Annotated in this window: 13 protein-coding genes and 1 tRNA gene; 4 read left to right on the forward strand and 10 right to left on the reverse strand. The window is 65.5% G+C overall.

Translation table 11 applies throughout. From position 1 onward, the window contains the following. Window positions 1–50 precede the first annotated feature (50 nt). The 3 genes from H9638_RS04940 to H9638_RS04950 all read right to left on the reverse strand — a co-directional run bounded on the left by H9638_RS04940 (window position 51) and on the right by H9638_RS04950 (window position 2,739). A complete protein-coding gene (locus H9638_RS04940) occupies window positions 51–974 on the reverse strand; it encodes an aldose 1-epimerase family protein (protein ID WP_191746091.1) in 924 nt (307 codons plus the stop codon). 43 nt (window positions 975–1,017) lie between these two features. Then, a complete protein-coding gene (locus tag H9638_RS04945) occupies window positions 1,018–1,737 on the reverse strand; it encodes a GAF and ANTAR domain-containing protein (RefSeq protein ID WP_191746092.1) in 720 nt (239 codons plus the stop codon). A 150-nt stretch (window positions 1,738–1,887) separates the two neighbouring features. Further along, window positions 1,888–2,739: a Bax inhibitor-1/YccA family protein gene (locus H9638_RS04950; RefSeq protein WP_191746093.1), complete on the reverse strand. Its 852-nt coding sequence runs from the start codon at window positions 2,737–2,739 to the stop codon at window positions 1,888–1,890. 351 nt (window positions 2,740–3,090) lie between these two features. On the opposite strand from H9638_RS04950, the gene H9638_RS04955 reads away from it, so the two are divergent. From H9638_RS04955 to H9638_RS04970, 4 genes are all read left to right on the forward strand, one after another. Then, the gene (locus tag H9638_RS04955; protein ID WP_191746347.1) at window positions 3,091–4,431 is read left to right on the forward strand and encodes a branched-chain amino acid ABC transporter permease; all 1,341 of its coding nucleotides are present in this window, start codon (window positions 3,091–3,093) and stop codon (window positions 4,429–4,431) included. A gap of 10 nt (window positions 4,432–4,441) precedes the next feature. Then, window positions 4,442–5,422, forward strand: coding sequence for a branched-chain amino acid ABC transporter permease (locus tag H9638_RS04960; RefSeq protein WP_191746094.1), 981 nt, complete (start codon window positions 4,442–4,444; stop codon window positions 5,420–5,422). A gap of 131 nt (window positions 5,423–5,553) precedes the next feature. Then, window positions 5,554–6,498 (forward strand): ABC transporter ATP-binding protein, encoded by a 945-nt coding sequence (locus H9638_RS04965; protein ID WP_191746348.1) that lies wholly within the window; start codon window positions 5,554–5,556, stop codon window positions 6,496–6,498. Beyond that, complete coding sequence (locus H9638_RS04970) at window positions 6,495–7,241, forward strand: ABC transporter ATP-binding protein (RefSeq protein ID WP_191746095.1); 747 nt, start codon at window positions 6,495–6,497, stop codon at window positions 7,239–7,241. Before H9638_RS04965 ends, H9638_RS04970 begins: the two co-directional genes overlap by 4 nt. 401 nt (window positions 7,242–7,642) lie before the next feature. On the opposite strand, the gene H9638_RS04975 is transcribed toward H9638_RS04970, so the two are convergent. The 7 genes from H9638_RS04975 to eno form a co-directional block, all read right to left on the reverse strand. Next, window positions 7,643–9,037 carry an ABC transporter substrate-binding protein gene (locus tag H9638_RS04975; protein WP_191746096.1) on the reverse strand — a complete coding sequence of 465 codons (1,395 nt, stop codon included), beginning with the start codon at window positions 9,035–9,037 and terminating at the stop codon, window positions 7,643–7,645. A gap of 279 nt (window positions 9,038–9,316) precedes the next feature. Next, a tRNA-Leu gene (locus tag H9638_RS04980) sits at window positions 9,317–9,389 on the reverse strand. A 165-nt stretch (window positions 9,390–9,554) separates the two neighbouring features. After that, window positions 9,555–10,937 carry an NAD(P)/FAD-dependent oxidoreductase gene (locus H9638_RS04985; RefSeq protein WP_191746097.1) on the reverse strand — a complete coding sequence of 461 codons (1,383 nt, stop codon included), beginning with the start codon at window positions 10,935–10,937 and terminating at the stop codon, window positions 9,555–9,557. 77 nt (window positions 10,938–11,014) lie between these two features. Further along, a complete protein-coding gene (locus tag H9638_RS04990; protein WP_404799627.1) occupies window positions 11,015–12,451 on the reverse strand; it encodes a S8 family serine peptidase in 1,437 nt (478 codons plus the stop codon). Beyond that, window positions 12,448–14,085, reverse strand: coding sequence for a DUF501 domain-containing protein (locus H9638_RS17065; RefSeq protein WP_191746098.1), 1,638 nt, complete (start codon window positions 14,083–14,085; stop codon window positions 12,448–12,450). The genes H9638_RS04990 and H9638_RS17065 overlap by 4 nt, the downstream gene beginning before the upstream one ends. 131 nt (window positions 14,086–14,216) lie before the next feature. After that, window positions 14,217–15,011 (reverse strand): FtsB family cell division protein, encoded by a 795-nt coding sequence (locus H9638_RS16785; protein WP_225217003.1) that lies wholly within the window; start codon window positions 15,009–15,011, stop codon window positions 14,217–14,219. A gap of 106 nt (window positions 15,012–15,117) precedes the next feature. Then, a complete protein-coding gene (eno, locus tag H9638_RS05005; protein ID WP_191746099.1) occupies window positions 15,118–16,398 on the reverse strand; it encodes a phosphopyruvate hydratase in 1,281 nt (426 codons plus the stop codon). Window positions 16,399–16,501 lie beyond the last annotated feature (103 nt).

Genomic DNA, 16,501 nt, shown 5'->3' on the forward strand with positions numbered 1-16,501 from the left:
TCTTTCCATATTTGGATGGACAGTCCCTGACCTTTACGCGTTCAGGACTTTTACAGCTCCGCCCGGATTCCCCACTCGGCGCTGAAGTTTCCGCCCGGCTCCAGCCAGCGCAGCCCTTCCCCGGAATTGAGCGCGTTGGCCGGTGCGGTCATGGGTTCCAGCGCCACGGCGCAGGTGCGTCCGGGGAAGTTATCCGTCACGAAGACGTGCACATAGCCGAAGGCTGTGTCCGACCACAGCTGCACCCTGCGCCCGTCTTCGGCCGAGAGCGTGTGCCAATATTGGCCGCCGTGTTCGGTGAGGCCGGTGTAGGCCGCGTCGAGTGCGAGTGAGCCGATCTTCCTTGGCTTGCGCAGATCGCGGCTGCCGCTCACAGGAACCTGCCCGGTGGGGATCATCGATGCGTCCGTCGTGAGGGTCACGGCACCTTCAACCTGCAGCGCCAGTTCCTCGGTGGGGACCTCGCCCAGCCGGAGGAAGGGGTGTGCACCGAGGGCGAAGGGGGCACGGGAGCCGGAGAGGTTGGTGAGTGACTGGCGGACCCGCAGCCCTCCGTCCGCATCGAGGCTGTAGCGGACCTCGTGAACCAGGTGAAAGGGGTACCCGTGCTGGGGGTAGATGACTGCGGCCAGCCTGACGCTGCTCTCCGTCTTCTCCACCGCGGCGTAGCCGGTGTTCCGCAGCAGGCCATGGATCGCATTGCCGTGGGCCGGATCGGTGATATCAAGCTGCTGCCGCTGCCCGTCGAGTTCCCACCTGCCACCCGCGACGCGGTTGGGCCAGGGGGCCAGGAGGATTCCGGCTGCCGACGGCGGGACAGCGTCGTCAGGGTAGGTTTCCACCAGCTGCGTCCCGCCGACCGTGTAGCTGCGCAGGGCCCCGGCCAGGGACGCCACGACGACGGCGGCGCTGCCCTGGGTGAGCCGGAATTGTTCACCGGTAGCAGGCTGGAGCATGTTGTTCACGGTTGTCATGGTTCCAGACTAGTCCCGGGGGCCGGCTCGGCGGCTGCCCCGGCTACTCGTCAAAGTGCGTACTGACCCGTTCGCTGACTGCGGCAACCACACCGGCAGCGACGCTCCGGATTTTGACGTTCCGGGTATTGGACACGCTGCGCAGGATCTCAACAGCGGCCTGCTGGCTGCAGCCGTTCTGTCCCATGATGATGCCGACGGCGAGGTCCACAACGGTCCGGGATTCCAATGCCGCCTGGAGGTTGCGTGCGCGGTGGAGGTGGGCGTCGGCCCGCAGGGCCAGCCGCAGGGTCCGTGAAGCTTCTTCTGCAACCTTTTCGACGGTTCGAAGCATCTGGGGCTGGAAGAGGTGCGGGAGCGGAGAGTAAGTGCAGAGCGCGCCGCGGGTGGTCCCCTCCAGCGCCAGCGGAATGGCAGCCAGGGAGCGGATTCCTTCGGCGGCAGCCGGCCCCGGGAATCCGCGCCAGCGGGTTTCAGACCAGGCGTCAGGGATTGCCACGGACTGGTTTTCGACCAGGGCCGCCAGCCCTGGCCCCCCGCTGCCGAAGACGGCCACGGCCATGCGCGCCGACCGTTCATCGCTGTCCGCAGCAGCCCTGGCACGCCGCGCCCGCTCAATAACCAGCGAACAGCCGCGCACTTCGTCTGCCCCCAGGATGGCGGCCGCCAGCCCGGCCAGCCCGGCCAGGAATGCCTCCAGTTCCTCCGCACCCAGCAGCAGGTCCTGGAAGAGCGCAGCATGGTCGGTAAACTCTTCGGTCACCCGTCCCCCCTCGGTCAGTGGCCCCGATAGTACGGTTGACCGATGCTGGGCAGAAGCGTAGTTCCCGTTTAAAGAACCCGCGGGTTAAAGAACCGCGGGACCGCAGCTTGGCAGCTGCGGTCCCGCGGTTGATGCCCCGGTGGCTGAACGCTATTCGGCGCTGGCGCGCAGAATAGCGAGGATGCGGATGATCTCCACGTAGAGCCAGACGAGAGTGACGGTCAGGCCGAAGGCAGCGGTCCAGGAGTAACGCTGCGGGGCACCGGCCTTGACGCCCTGCTCGATCGAGGTGAAGTCCATGATCAGCGAGAAGGCGGCCAGGCCCACGGCGAGCAGGCCAATGATGACACCCAGCGGGATGCCGGCGATTTCCACACCGCGCACGCCCCACGGGTCATCCACAACACCGAAGATCATCAAGCCCATGTTCATCAGGGAGAACACCAGGTAGCCGATCATGGCGATCATAAAGAAGCGCATGGCCTTCGGAGTGGCACGGACCTTGCCGCTCTTGAAGAGCACCAGGGTCACGCCGAAGACGGCCAGGGTGCCAAGCACTGCCTGCAGGCCGATGCCCGGGTACATGGCGTCGAGGACCTGGGTCAGGGCGCCGAGGAACATGCCCTCAAGGAGCGCGTAGCCAAGAATCAGGGCCGGAACCGGTTCCCGCTTGAAGGAGTTGACCAGGCCGAGGGCGAAACCACCCAGTGCACCCACGATCATCAGCAGGCCGGCTGCGCCGGGGAGGACGAAGACCGGAATGGCTGCGCCGAGCAGTACGACTGCCAGGCAGCCCAGAGTCTTCATGATGACGTCGTCATATGTCATCCGGCCGGTCTGGGCGGGTCCGGCCGAGGGCGCGGCGTACAGGTCCTGGAGCTGCTGCGGGCTCATGGGGTCCTGCCCTGCAAACGGTCCACTGGCCGGTACTGTGGCTGCTCCGCCACGGGTCTGGGAACGGAAATTCTTTCCGTTGAAAACCGGGTTACCGCCTTGTGCCATGAAAATGTCCTCCATCTTGGGGGCTTGGTTGTAAATGAGCCTATCAACCAGAACGCACGGCGGCACCGGAAGATTCCACAGGGGCAAAAATCGGTTGATAACGGTTTGGCACCATTGGTCCCGCATCCCGCCTTCGGCTCCCATAATGAAGCACCCCCAGCGGAGTCGTTACACGATCGCGACAAAAGCTCACTCGTCCGGTCACCCCACTGAAACATCCGCCGGGTAGCATGATCCACACCCGTGACATGGATCACATTTGTCACACAAAAAGTGCGCCGAAAACCGGTGCACTAATACCCCCGGCGGAGGTTATTCACTTTGGGACGAATATCGGCACTCGCCCGGTATATGGGGACACTCGCGGCGGTGGTCGGCATCTTTGCCGGTCTCCTGCTCGCTGCCCCTGCCGCGCATGCAACGACAGCTCCACCCTCGGCAGCAGAAAGCCCCGCACCGCAGACAGGCACCGAAGAATCCGAGAGTCCCGGCGGCACCGTCACGGACGGAGCTGAATACCAGGACCGCATCAGCGGTGTCCTGCGGAACGCGGGCTCCCCTGTCGCGGGGGTGACGATCAAGGCGAGCGCCAACGGCTATGAAGCGCAGACGCAGACAGCTGACAACGGTTCCTGGTCGATCGGGGTCCCGGAACAGGGTGCCTACGAGGTGGAACTCGACGAGTCCACCCTTCCCGACGGCCTCGGCCTGGCAGACGGACAGGAGAACCCCCGCACGGTAACGTTCGCGGGCACCTCCAACATCACCACCCTCTTCCTCCTGGGTGAGGGCATCGTGCTTCAGGGAGACAGCTTCGGCACCAAGCTCGTGGAGCGGGCCGTCGCCGGACTCAGCTTCGGGCTCCTGCTCGCCCTCAGCGCCGTCGGGCTCTCACTGATCTTCGGCACCACCGGACTCACCAACTTTGCGCACGGTGAAATGGTCACCTTCGGGGCGGTGCTGGCCTTCGCCTTCTCTGCTGCGGGACTGCCGCTGTGGCTGGCCCTCATACTCGCGGTGGCTGGCGGTGCGGGACTCGGCTACGTGCAGGATGCCGGATTGTGGAAGCGGCTGCGGATGCGTGGCACCGGACTGGTCCCGATGATGATCGTCAGCATCGGACTGGCACTGGCCCTGCGCTACACGATCCTCTTCTTCTTCGGCGGGGCAACCCAGCAGCTGCCCGACTCCCAGAGTCCGATGCTCGAACTGGGGCCGGTTTCCATCTCCCGGAACAATCTGGTGTCCCTGTGCGTCTCCCTCGCCGTCATCCTTGTGGTCGCGGCCCTGCTGCTGCGGACCAGGATCGGCAAAGCCACGCGGGCCGTCGCTGACAACCCGCCGCTGGCCGCCGCCTCCGGCATCGACGTCGACCGGGTCATCCGGATCGTCTGGATGGCCGGCGGAGCGCTGGCCGCGCTGGGCGGAATTCTGTGGGCCTACTACCGCCCGGGTGTCTCCTTCAACATGGGGCAGCAGATCCTGCTGCTGATCTTTGCCTCTGTGACGCTCGGCGGCCTCGGCACTGTCTTCGGTGCGCTGATCGGTTCCATCATCGTGGGACTCTTCGTCGAGATCTCCACGCTCTGGCTCGAGGCGGACCTGAAATACGTCGGTGCGCTGCTCATCATGATTCTCGTCCTCCTGGTCCGGCCGCAGGGCATCCTGGGCCGCCGAGAGCGCATAGGTTAGGGGCTTCGATATGGACTTCGGAAACATACTGCTGGGCGCAGTCAACGAATTCTTCACACCCACCACGGCGGCCTACGCACTGGCCGCACTGGGGCTGGCGGTGCACTTCGGCTACACCGGGCTGCTCAACTTCGGCCAGGCCGGATTTATGGCGATCGGCGCCTACGGCTTCGCCATCCCCACACTGAGCTTTAATGCCCCTCTGCCGGTGGCCCTGCTGATCGCCATGCTGGCGTCCGTGGCGTTCGCCGTGATCCTGGGCCTGCCAACCCTGCGGCTGCGGGCGGACTACCTGGCAATCGTGACCATCGCCGCCGCAGAAATCGTCCGTTATATCGTCACCACGAACGGGCTGACGGAAGTCACCGGTTCGGCCAACGGCCTGGCCTCCTTCGAAGGCGGCTTTTATGCACTGAACCCGTTCCCCCAGGGCGTCTACACATTGGGGCCGTTCAGCCTCAATGAGCGGGACCTCTGGATCCGGGTGGTGGCCTGGGGCGTCGTCGCCCTGGCCTGCCTGGTGGTCTGGCTCCTGGTCCGCAGCCCCTGGGGCCGCGTGGTGAAGGGCATCCGCGAAGACGAGAATGCGGTGCGCTCGCTCGGCAAGAATGTGTACGCCTACAAGATGCAGGCCCTGATCATCGGCGGCCTGCTCGGTTCATTGGCGGGCATCATCTTCACTCTCCCCCGTGGCGCAGTCCAGCCGGCCAACTACGGTACGGAACTTACGTTCTTCCTCTATACGGCACTGCTCCTGGGCGGAATGTCCACCGTGCTCGGGCCGGTGATCGGCGCCATGATTTTCTGGGCAGTGCTCTCCCTGACCCAGGGCCTGCTCTACGGTGCCATTGAGTCCGGGTTCATCACTTTCCTGACCACTACCCAGGCCGGCCAGCTGCGGTACATCCTTGTGGGTGTGGCCCTGATGCTGCTGATGATTTTCCGGCCGCAGGGCGTGCTGGGCAACAAGAAGGAGCTGTCATTCGCATGAGCCACGAAGCACAAAGCCCCCGGCCAAAACGCCGCTACGGCGCACACGCAGCCGTTCCTGCCGCGGAGGCGCATCCGGCGGAGCCACCGGCAGACTCCAGTCCGGAGGAAAGCTGGGCAGGCAACCAGTACATGACCGATGACCGTCCGATCTCCACCGACGCCGCGCTGCCAGGCTGCCGCAAGCGCGATCCTATCCTGGTGGCCTCCAACGTGACCCGCACCTACGGCGGCATCCACGCCGTCAACGTCGAGCACGTGGAAATTCCGCGGCACAAGATCACGGCGCTGATTGGGCCCAACGGCGCCGGCAAAACCACCCTCTTTAACCTCCTGACCGGATTCGACACCCCGCAGTCCGGAGAGTGGCGGTTCGAGGACCGGGACCTGGCCGGCGTATCTGCCTACAAGGTTGCACGGCTGGGCATGGTGCGCACCTTTCAGCTGACCAAGGTGATGGGAAAGCTGACCGTCCTGGAGAACATGAGGCTTGGCGCCAACAAGCAGCCGGGCGAGGCGCTGCGCCGGGCCCTGTTCCGTCCTTTGTGGAAGGGCCGCGAGGACGAAATCACCGAACAGGCGGACCGCCTGCTGGCAAAGTTCAAACTGGACACCAAGCGCACGGAGTATGCGGCGTCGCTGTCCGGGGGGCAGCGCAAGCTGCTGGAGATGGCCCGCGCGCTGATGGTCAATCCCCGGCTGGTGATGCTTGACGAGCCGATGGCCGGGGTGAATCCAGCCCTGACCCAGTCATTGCTGGACCACATCAAAAACCTGAAAGCCGAAGGCATGACGGTCCTCTTTGTGGAACACGACATGCACATGGTCCGCCACATTGCCGATTGGGTCATCGTGATGGCCGAAGGCAAAGTCGTGGCCGAAGGCCCGCCCGGCGAGGTCATGAAGGACCAGGCCGTGATCGACGCTTATCTGGGAGCTCATCACGACGTCGACCTGGGTGATTCCGAAGGTTTCGAAAAACTCGAGGCCGTGCTGGAAAAGGACCCGGAGTCGGACATCCGGCCCGAAGATGAGCTGTCCAGTCCCACAATCCACGAACGGAAGGACCTGGCATGAGCGCAGAAAGTTTCGAAGGTGACTCCGTCGTCAAGGTTACCGACCTGGTGGCCGGCTACATTCCGGGCGTCAATATCCTGAACGGCTGTTCCATCGAGGCCCGCAGGGGCGAACTCATTGGCATCATCGGGCCCAATGGTGCCGGCAAGTCCACGCTGCTGAAGGCAATGTTCGGCCTGGTCAAGGTGCATTCGGGCACGGTGATGGTCCGTGGCCAGGACCTGACCGGGCTGAAGGCGAACAAGCTGGTGACCCGGGGTGTCGGGTTTGTCCCGCAGAACAACAACGTCTTCGCGTCGCTGACCATCGAAGAGAACCTGCAGATGGGCCTCTACCAGCAGCCGAAGAACTTTCGGGAACGCTTCGAGTTCGTCGCGGACCTGTTTCCGGAGCTGAAGAAACGCCGGAGCCAGCGGGCAGGATCACTCTCCGGTGGCGAACGGCAGATGGTCGCGATGGGACGGGCACTGATGATGGAACCGGCGGTGCTGCTCCTGGACGAACCCTCCGCCGGGCTGTCCCCCGTGAAGCAGGACGAAACCTTCCTGCGTGTGCACGAAATCAACCGCGCCGGCGTCTCGGTGATCATGGTGGAGCAGAACGCGCGGCGCTGCCTGCAGATATGTGACCGCGCCTATGTACTGGACCAGGGCAAGGACGCCTACACCGGCACCGGCCGGGAACTGATGAAGGATCCCAAGGTCATCCAGCTCTACCTTGGCACCCTGGCCGATACCGCCTAGCGGAGGCCCGGCCGGGGTTTCCCTCCGTTCCGGGACAACCCTGCGGGATTGGGACTTTCCTGCCGGAGCGCCGCGGCAGGCAGGGCCGCGGCAGGCAGCGCCGCGGCAGGAGAATCCCAAACCGGCAGGAGAGACCCAAACCGGAGGAAAAACGTTCCTCGCGCCGGCCACGCCAGCGGCATGCGCCACCGATGAGTTGGGGATCGACAGGCCTGGCGGGAGGGCGGGACAGCCTGCTGTGTCGCTTCCCAGCGGACCGCCCAAGAACGCAGCCCCAGCACGCTGCCACCCAAGCAGCTTCAAGCAACCCAGCACAGGAAAGGGCTCCCGCCGCGGCGGGAGCCCTTTCTTTGGTGCGGTGAATTGTTGGTGCGGTGAATATTAGGTGCGGCTGTCCGTGCTTACAGCTTGCCCACTTCGGAGCGGCTCGGCACCGGCTTGTTGTCGGCGTCGAACTGGTAGATGCCGATGAATGCCTCGGTCGGGTCGCCGTTCTCGTCGAAGCTCACCGGGCCCGAGTAGCCGTCGTAGTCGATGTCTCCCCCGCCGCGGAGGATCGTGACGCAGCTGGCGTAGTCGAAGCACTTCTCGCCGTCCTGGGAAACACCCTGAAGCTCTGCAGCCATTGCCTGTCCATCCGTGCTGCCCGCAGCTTCAGCGGCCAGCGCCAGCAGGGTCACGGCGTCAAAGCTCTCGCCAGCATAGGCCCAGTCCTTGAGCGCCGGATCAACTTCCAGCAGGGCATTCTTGAAGTTCTCCGAGGCGAACGGCCCCGGAATAGTGCCCTGGGCTCCTTCAAGCGTGCCGGCTTCCAGGTCCTCGCTGTAGTCGGAGGTGTTGCCGTCCACGAAGAAGATCTGCGACGGGTCCACACCCTTTCCGGTCAGCAGGGGCGCGATGCTCTTGGCCTGGTCGAAGCTGATGACCACGATCGCGTCCGGGTTGGCGCCGGTCACGGCATCAACCTGGCTGCTGAACTGGGAATCGCCTTCGTTGAACATCGCTTCCGAGACAACCTGGCCGCCTGCGGACTCGACGGAGCTCTTGATATTGGACTGCAGCCCGGTTCCGTAGGCGTCATTGAGGACGATCATGCCGACGGTCTGGGCACCGCACTCCATAATGTAGTTGCCCAGGGTGCGGCCCTGGAGAACGTCGGAGGGCGCGGTACGCCAGTACAGTCCGTTGTCGTCCCAGTCGGTGAAGTCGGGCGAGGTGTTAGCCGGGGAGAACTGGATGACGCCGGCGCCGGTGATCTGGTTGATGACCGTCTTGGAGACGCCTGAGGAAGCAGCACCGATAATGGCGCTGACATCCTGGCCCAGCAGGTCGGTTACGGACTGGGTGGCGATGTCGGTGGTGGTGTCACCGGAGTCCCGGTGGACTACCTCGACCGGCTGGCCCAGCACGCCGCCGGCAGCATTGACTTCCTGGACAGCCAGGTCAACGCCGGCGATTTCCGGCGGGCCCAGGAAGGCCAGTGCGCCGGTGGTCGGCAGCAGCGTGCCGAGTTTCAGCGGAGCGTCGGTGGTGCCGGTGGAGGCCGGAACGGCTGCGGGGTCGCCCTTTTCTCCGGGGTCCTCGCCGGTGCCGCCCTGGCTGGGCGGGCAGCTCAGTACCGAGCTGGCAGCCGGTGATGAAGATTCTTCAGACGGTGAGGACTCCGTTCCGGAGTCGCCGCCGCTGGCACAGGCCGATGCGAACAGGGCGATGCCCATGCCCAAAGCTGCGATCTTTGCGGCGCGGCCATACCCATCCCCGAGGCCAAGCGGCCCGGTATTGCGAAGTGCAGTCATGTACTTTTCTCCCCGATCGAAAGGCGGGTGCCTTTGACGCTGTGACCAGGTGTTCCTGGTGGAAGAAAAGCTAGTTGAATAATGTGACGAAGATAAGGGCTTCCGGTTACAGCCTTGTAACACTAATCACAGCTGGGACGCCAATATTACATCGTGCCTAAGTCTGTGCTTCCTGGGAGGTCATTCTGTGCTCGGCGGGGAGCCGCCCTCAACCAGACATCGAAGGGCCGGGACAACGCCCGGCTGCCGCCGCAGCCTGCGTGCCCACCGGCCATCAGGTACCCCAGGTCGGACTCGAACCGACAACACACCGATTTTAAGTCGGTTGCCTCTGCCATTGGGCTACTGGGGCATGCCCCGGAACCCGGCACAGGCACCGGCGGTCCAGGGGCAAAGACAAGCCTACTTGAGCGGCAGGTGCCGGGAGAAACGCCTTAACCGCCAACGGCGGCCGCCGGAGGGTGCTCCGTTGGCCGCCGTCGGATGGCAGGTTGCTGTGCGCTCTAAAGCCGCAGGTTTACTTACCGGCAGGCTTCTTGGCAGGGGTTGCTGCTTCGACGAACGCCTTGCGCGGGTTCTTCAGGTTCAGCAGCTGGGTGAAGTCACGGCCGAACCAGAAGTTCGCTGCCCAGCCGGAGACAACCCGGAACTTGCGCTCGAACATCGGCATGGCCATGCCGTGGTAGCCGCGGTGTGCCAGCCAGGCCGGGAGGCCCTTCATACCGAAGCCCATGATGTTGGCGACACCCTTGTACTGGCCCATGCCGGCTACGGCGCCGAGGTTCTTGTGACGGTATTCCTTCACCGCGCCCTGGCCGTAGCGGGCGGCCAGCAGGTTCTTCGACAGGCGCTTGGCCTGGCGGACGGCGTGCTGGGCGTTCGGGACGCAGAAGCCGCCGACGCCGCCGCCGGTCAGGTCGGGGACAGCGGAAACGTCGCCGGCTGCCCAGGCACCTTCCAGGGGGCCGTCGTCGCCGGTGATCCGCAGTTCGGCGTTGGCGCGCACGCGGCCGCGGTCGTCAATCGGGAAATCGGTGGCGCGGACCATCGGGTTGGCCTGCACGCCGGCGGTCCAGATCAGGGTGTCGGCTTCGAATTCGCCGGCCGGGGACTTATCAGCCATGTTGATCAGCTTCAGCAGGCCGCCTTCTGCACTGGCCAGGGAGGTGTTCAGCAGCACCTCGATGCCGCGCTCACGCATGCTGGAGACAACCCACTCGGCCTGGTCGGGCTTGACCTCGGGCATAACGCGTCCCATGGCTTCGATCATCACGAAGCGGAGGTCTTCGCGCTTGAGCCGGCTGTTCGCGCGCACGGCGCCGCGGGCCATGTCCTCGATCTCGGTGATGGTTTCGATGCCGGCGAAGCCGCCGCCGACGACGACGAAGGTCAGGGCACGGGCGCGGGCTGCCTGGTCGGTCATCAGGGATGCGGTCTCGATGCGCTCGAGCACCTTGTTGCGCATCTCCACGGCTTCTTCGATGGTCTTCATACCGATGCCCGCTTCGGCCAGGCCGGGAATCGGGAAGGTACGGGTGACGGAACCGGCGGAGAGAACCACGTCGCGGTAGCTGAGCTCGAAGGGCTCGCTGCCGTCTGCGGGTTCCACGGTGGCGGTGTGCGTCGCGTGGTTGATGGCGGTTACCTTGCCGGCGATCAGCTCGGAGTCCTTCAGGTGCATCCGGTGCGATACGACGGCGTTGCGGGCCTGGATGGTGCCGGCGGCCACTTCCGGGAGGAAGGGCTGGTAGGTCATGTACGGCAGCGGGTCCACTACCGTAACGATCCCGCCATTGGCCTTGACCTTCTTTTGAAGGTTCTTGGCTACGTACAAACCGACGTAGCCACCGCCAACCACCAGGACGCGGGGACGATCAGAAAATTGTGTGTGCGTTGCCATGGCACATATCCTACCCGACTTGTGAAAGTCTTCACGAAGTGTTCCGAACTCTGTTTCCGCCCGGGTGGAAGGGTCTGCTACATCCGCCCGGCAGGTTCCTTTTCGCGCTCCCCGTCCCCTGGCGGCCCCTCTGCCCCGGGCTCCGGAACCGTCCGCCCGGAGCGCCGGATCCGCAGGACGGCTATGGTCCCTGCCGTTCCCACCAGCAGGATCAGACCGCCAAAGCCCAGGACCAGGGCTGCCGGGACCGGATCCTCTTCCAGATATGGTTCTGCGGCTACGGGCACCTGCGGTTCGGGGATGTCCGGAACCGCTGGACCAGCGGGCGGGTCATCGCTTTCCGGGGCAGCCGGGGCCTCACCGCGCCGGTGGATGCGGATCCATTCCTCAATAGTCCCCAGCGGGTTTCCGGCAACGGCCGCAACGTCGGAGTTGACCGCGGCGTTGGCGTCTACGATTCCGTATCCGTAGAGGGTGTCGCGTCCGGGCGCTCCCCCGTCTTTTGCCGTAGTGATGATGCGGTTAATCACCTGGGCGGCACTGAGTTCAGGATGGGCCGAACGGATCAGGGCTGCCACGCCGGAGACCAGCGGCGCGGCCGCTGATGTTCCGGACCATTCGGCGTAGCGGGCCGGGCCATTCGGCAGGCCGCCCACGAGGTTTTCCGCGGGAGCTGCAACGCCGATGCTGATTCCTTCGGAGGAGGAATCCCAGCTGGCCTTGCCCTGGCGGTCCAGACCGGCAACCGTCAGGACCCCGGGGATGGTGGCGGGGGCACCTACCTGGATCATTCCCACTCCGCGGTTGCCTGCGGCGGCCACAATCACGACGTCGTTCTGTTCCGCGTAGAGGAACGCGTCATCCCAGCTTTCCGGCCAGGCGGTGGAGGAAGATCCCAGCGACATGTTGATGACCTTGGCGCCGCTGTCCACAGCCCAGCGCACGGCGTTGGGCAGCTGGTCATCGATGGGGATTCCGCCGGGGTTGGACCCGCCAATCCAGGCGGAGACCGAAAGCAGTTCAGCCTTAGGCGCGACGCCGATGATACCGTCAGGACCGTTTCCCGGGCCGTCGTACTTCTCTTTGTCTTTGTCCTTCTCAGCGCCTTCGCCGTCACCGGCGTCGCTGGCTTCGGCAGTGTGGCCGCGCCCGGCAAGCAGGGTAGCCACCAGCGTCCCGTGTTCCGGGTTGACGCCCAGGCCCCGGGCACCGCGCGGATCGCCGGCGCCGGAAACGTCGGTTCCTCCGCTGACGGCACCGGCCAGGTCCGGATGGCTCGTGTCGATGCCAGTGTCGATAACCGCTACTTTGACCCCCTCACCCTGGGTTTTTTTCCAGGCTTCGGTGATCCCGTAATCGGCCAGCCAGTATTCTCTGTCCCGCCATTCATCGGCGTACGCAGGACTGGGCGCGGCCAGCTGGAACATCAGCACGGCCGCCAGCGAGAGGGCACCCGCAGCGGAGGCACGCTTCACCGCCGTGCCCCGGCGGAGCCGGTCCACGCGCGCGCTCACCGGACCGCGCTCAGCGCGATGCCGTCGAGGATGTCGTGCTCTGAAGTAATGGCGGAGTCGATGCGGCCGTCAGTCAGTTCCGCCATGCGGTCCACGATGGTCTGCCAGATCAGGGCCCCTGCACCGATGACGTCGACGCGGCCGGGATGCATGTACGGCAGGGCCGCGCGTTCGCTGCGGGTCATCTGGAGCAGGGAACGGGTCGCATCGTCAATCGCCGCCACGCTCAGCTCCGTGCCGTGGATGGCCTCGGAGGAGTACTCAGGCAGCCTCAGGGCGTGGGCCGTCACCGTGGTGATGGTTCCGGCAACGCCCACCAGGCGGTCGGCCTCAGCCAGCGGCACCGTTTCCAGTACCTGCGCGATCATGTCCAGAACGTCTCCCCGTGCGACTGCGGTTTCCGCTTCGGTGGGCGGGTCTGAAACCAGGTGCCGCTCAGTGAACCGCACGCAGCCCATGTCGGTGCTCCGCGCCGCCAGCACACCGTCGGAGGTACCCAGGACAAATTCGGTGGATCCGCCGCCGAGGTCGACGACGAGCGTACGCGTGCCGTCGCTGCTGCCCAGCACGCTGGTGGCACCGGCGAAGGAGAGCCCGGCTTCCTCGTCGCCGGAGATGATCTCCGGGGTAACGCCCAGGCGCTGCCGGATACCGGCACTGAATTCTTCGCTGTTCTCCGCGTCGCGCATAGCTGAAGTGGCCACGAACCGGACCTTCTCGGCTCCGTGTTCACGGATCAGCGCCGCGTACTCGTCCGCCGCGGCAAACGTGCGCTCCAGAGCGGCGGGCGAGAGGCGTCCGGTGGCGTCGACGCCCTCCCCCAGCCGGACCACGCGCATCAGGCGCACGACGTCGGTCAGTTCGGTGACGCCGCCGCGCGTCTGCACGTCCGCGATCAGGAGGCGGATTGAATTGGTGCCGCAGTCGACCGCGGCCACCCGGGTCTTTGTGTTTTCGTTGGTCTCCATGGTTGGTGCCTGTCCCCCTTGTTCAGCCTCCAGCGCAGCCCGGCGGGCCGCCCGTTTCCGGTCCAGCTCCTGGGCCGACAGCCCCTGTGTCTTGGTGTGGCGGCTCAGGTCCCGTGCCGGGGCGGGCCCGTCCGTCGGCCACGCGCCCTCACAGTAGCAGCGCTCACGGGTCCACCATTCGGCGATGCCGTCCAGGGCTTCGTCCCCGAGCGGGTTCACTCCTGGACCGGCGGCGAGGGAATGTCCCACCAGGACATGGAGGCATTTGACGCGGGTTGGCATGCCGCCGGCGGAGACCCCTGCGATTTCCGGGACCGGACCGGTGCCGGTGCGTTCGCCGATTTCGTCGCGGACCTGCAGGTACGCCTCGTGTGCCTGCTCATAGCGGCGGGCAAGTTCCGGGTCCTGTTCCAGCCGGGCCGTCATTTCCGCCATAACGCCTGCCGCCTCGAGGCGGGAGACGGCCGAGGTGATGACCGGGTGGGTCAGGTAGTACGTGGTGGGGAACGGAATTCCGTTGCCCAGCCGGGGCGCGGTGGTAGCGACCAGCGGGTTGCCGCAGACGCAGCGGGCGCCGATTTCGACGACGTCGCGGACCGGCCGTCCGAGCTGCCGGCTCAGGGTCTCCAGGTCTTCCTGGGTCGGTGTGAGCTGATCCTGGATCATGCCGGAGGTCCTTCCTGGGGGTCCGCTGCGGACCCGGAGTGGTGATGTTTCAATAGTCCAGCGTACTGTGCCGCCGGGGGCACAGGTGCCCGTTCCCCTTCCACCCGGGGCAGCGGCGGAACGTTTCAGCGTCAGGGCGCGGTAGCGGAACGGACCACGGAATCCCAGAGGGCATCCACCCATTCGAGGTCCTGCGGGGCCTCGGCGGCAGCCTGTTCCTCGACTTCCTCGACCCCGTCTTCTCCCTTGACCAGGTACCGGGTTTCGCCGGGCATCACCAGGAAAATCCGCTCACGTGCCTGCGCCTTGATGTACGCCGGGTCTTCCCAGCGGTCCAGGGTCTCCTGCAGTTCCTCTCCGGCCTGCTCTGCCTGCACGATGTCAGCCTCCAGGGCCGCAATTTCGGACCGCTGCTGCAGGTAGGTGCGGACGGAGGGGGCCAGCAGGACCGTGATCACGACCATAACGATTCCGAGGGCAAGCAGCCTGCCGGAAAAAGACTTGGCCGGGACGGGTTTCAGCGCAGGTTCGGTTTTGGCAGATGCGCCGGGGCCGGCCGTGCCGGCCGTCACATCGCGGCGGATCTCTCCTGCCAGCTCCTGCCGTGCCGCGGCCCGCGCCGCAGACGGACTCTCGGGCTTGGCTGTCTTTGCAGGTTTGGGCTGCCGGGGTTTCCTGGAGCCGCCCGCGGCCGGGTCAGCACCCTTGGAAGCGGCAGCCCCCTGAGGAGTGCCAGCGCCCTTGGAAGCGGCAGCCCCCTTAGGTGTGGCAGCACCCTTGGATGCGGCAGCAGCTGTTCCAGTACCCGGTGCAGCAGCTGCCCGGTTTTTTTCCACGCCCTGGGTCTTTGGCGCTGCCCGGCGCGGAGCTCCCGCCGGAAGCCCGTCCGCTGCCGGTTTCGGCACCTTGGGTCGTCGGGTGGACATGCTGCTCCTCGTCTGACTGACTCTCGGTTTCTACGGCGCCGTTTCCCTGTGGAAATGCCGCCGGTGGGCACCCCCTATTCGAGGGTACCCACCGGAGGGTGCTGAACTACGCCGTGAAACGCGGGAAGGCGCTGCGGCCTGCGTAGCGTGCGGCGTCGTCGAGCTCTTCCTCGATGCGCAGCAGCTGGTTGTACTTAGCCACGCGCTCGGAACGGGCCGGGGCGCCGGTCTTGATCTGGCCTGCGTTGGTGGCAACGCAGATGTCCGCGATCGTGGTGTCTTCGGTTTCGCCGGAGCGGTGCGAGGTGATCGTGGTGAACCCGGCGCGCTGCGCCATGGTGATCGCGTCGAGGGTCTCGGACAGGGTGCCGATCTGATTGACCTTCACAAGCAGCGAGTTGGCGGCGTTTTCCTTGATGCCGGTCTCGAGGCGGGCCGGGTTGGTGACGAAGAGGTCGTCGCCCACCAGCTGCACCTTGTCGCCCAGGCTCGCGGTGAGGGCCTTCCAGCCTTCCCAGTCGTTCTCATCCAGCGGGTCCTCGATGGAGACCAGCGGGTAGTCGCGGACCAGTTCCTCGTAGTACGCGGACATTTCCGCGGCAGTCCGGTTCTCGCCTTCGAAGACGTAGGCGCCGTCCTTGAAGAACTCGGAGGAAGCGACGTCGAGTGCCAGGGCAATGTCGGTGCCCGGGGTGTAGCCGGCGCGCGTGATGGCTTCCAGGATCAGGTCCAGGGCTGCACGGTTGGAGGGCAGGTTCGGGGCAAAGCCGCCTTCGTCGCCCAGGCCGGTGGAGAGGCCCTTTTCCTTCAGCACGGACTTGAGGTTGTGGTAGACCTCCACGCCCCAGCGCAGGCCCTCCGAGTAGGTTTCGGCACCCAGCGGAACAATCATGAATTCCTGGATGTCGACGTCGGAGTCGGCATGGGAGCCGCCGTTGAGGATGTTCATCAGCGGGACCGGCAGGATGTGGGCGTTCGGGCCGCCCAGGTAGCGGTACAGCGGCAGTGCTGCGGATTCGGCGGCGGCACGGGCCACGGCCAGGGAGACACCCAGGATGGCGTTGGCGCCCAGACCGGACTTGTTCTCGGTGCCGTCCAGGTCCATCATCGCCTGGTCGATGGCACGCTGGTCGGCAGCATCGAAGCCCAGCAGGGCGGGCTGGATCTGGTCGATGACGGCCTCAACGGCCTGGAGCACACCCTTGCCCTGGTAGCGGTCCTTTTCGCCGTCGCGGCGTTCGTTGGCTTCGAAGGCTCCGGTGGAGGCACCGGAGGGAACCGCCGCGCGGCCGAAGGTGTCGTCGTCGAGCAGGACCTCGACCTCGACGGTCGGGTTGCCGCGCGAGTCAAGGATTTCACGGGCGTGGATGGCATCAATGATGGCCATGGGAATGCTCCTGTTCGTTGGAACTTGGGATGGAAAGTGCAGCCAGGCCTGAATCGGGAGCCACGCTGCCTGATCCAAGCCTAGTGGAATCCCGTCAGGTAGT

Source organism: Arthrobacter pullicola, assembly GCF_014836875.1.
Classification (GTDB): Bacteria; Actinomycetota; Actinomycetes; order Actinomycetales; family Micrococcaceae; genus Arthrobacter_B; species Arthrobacter_B pullicola.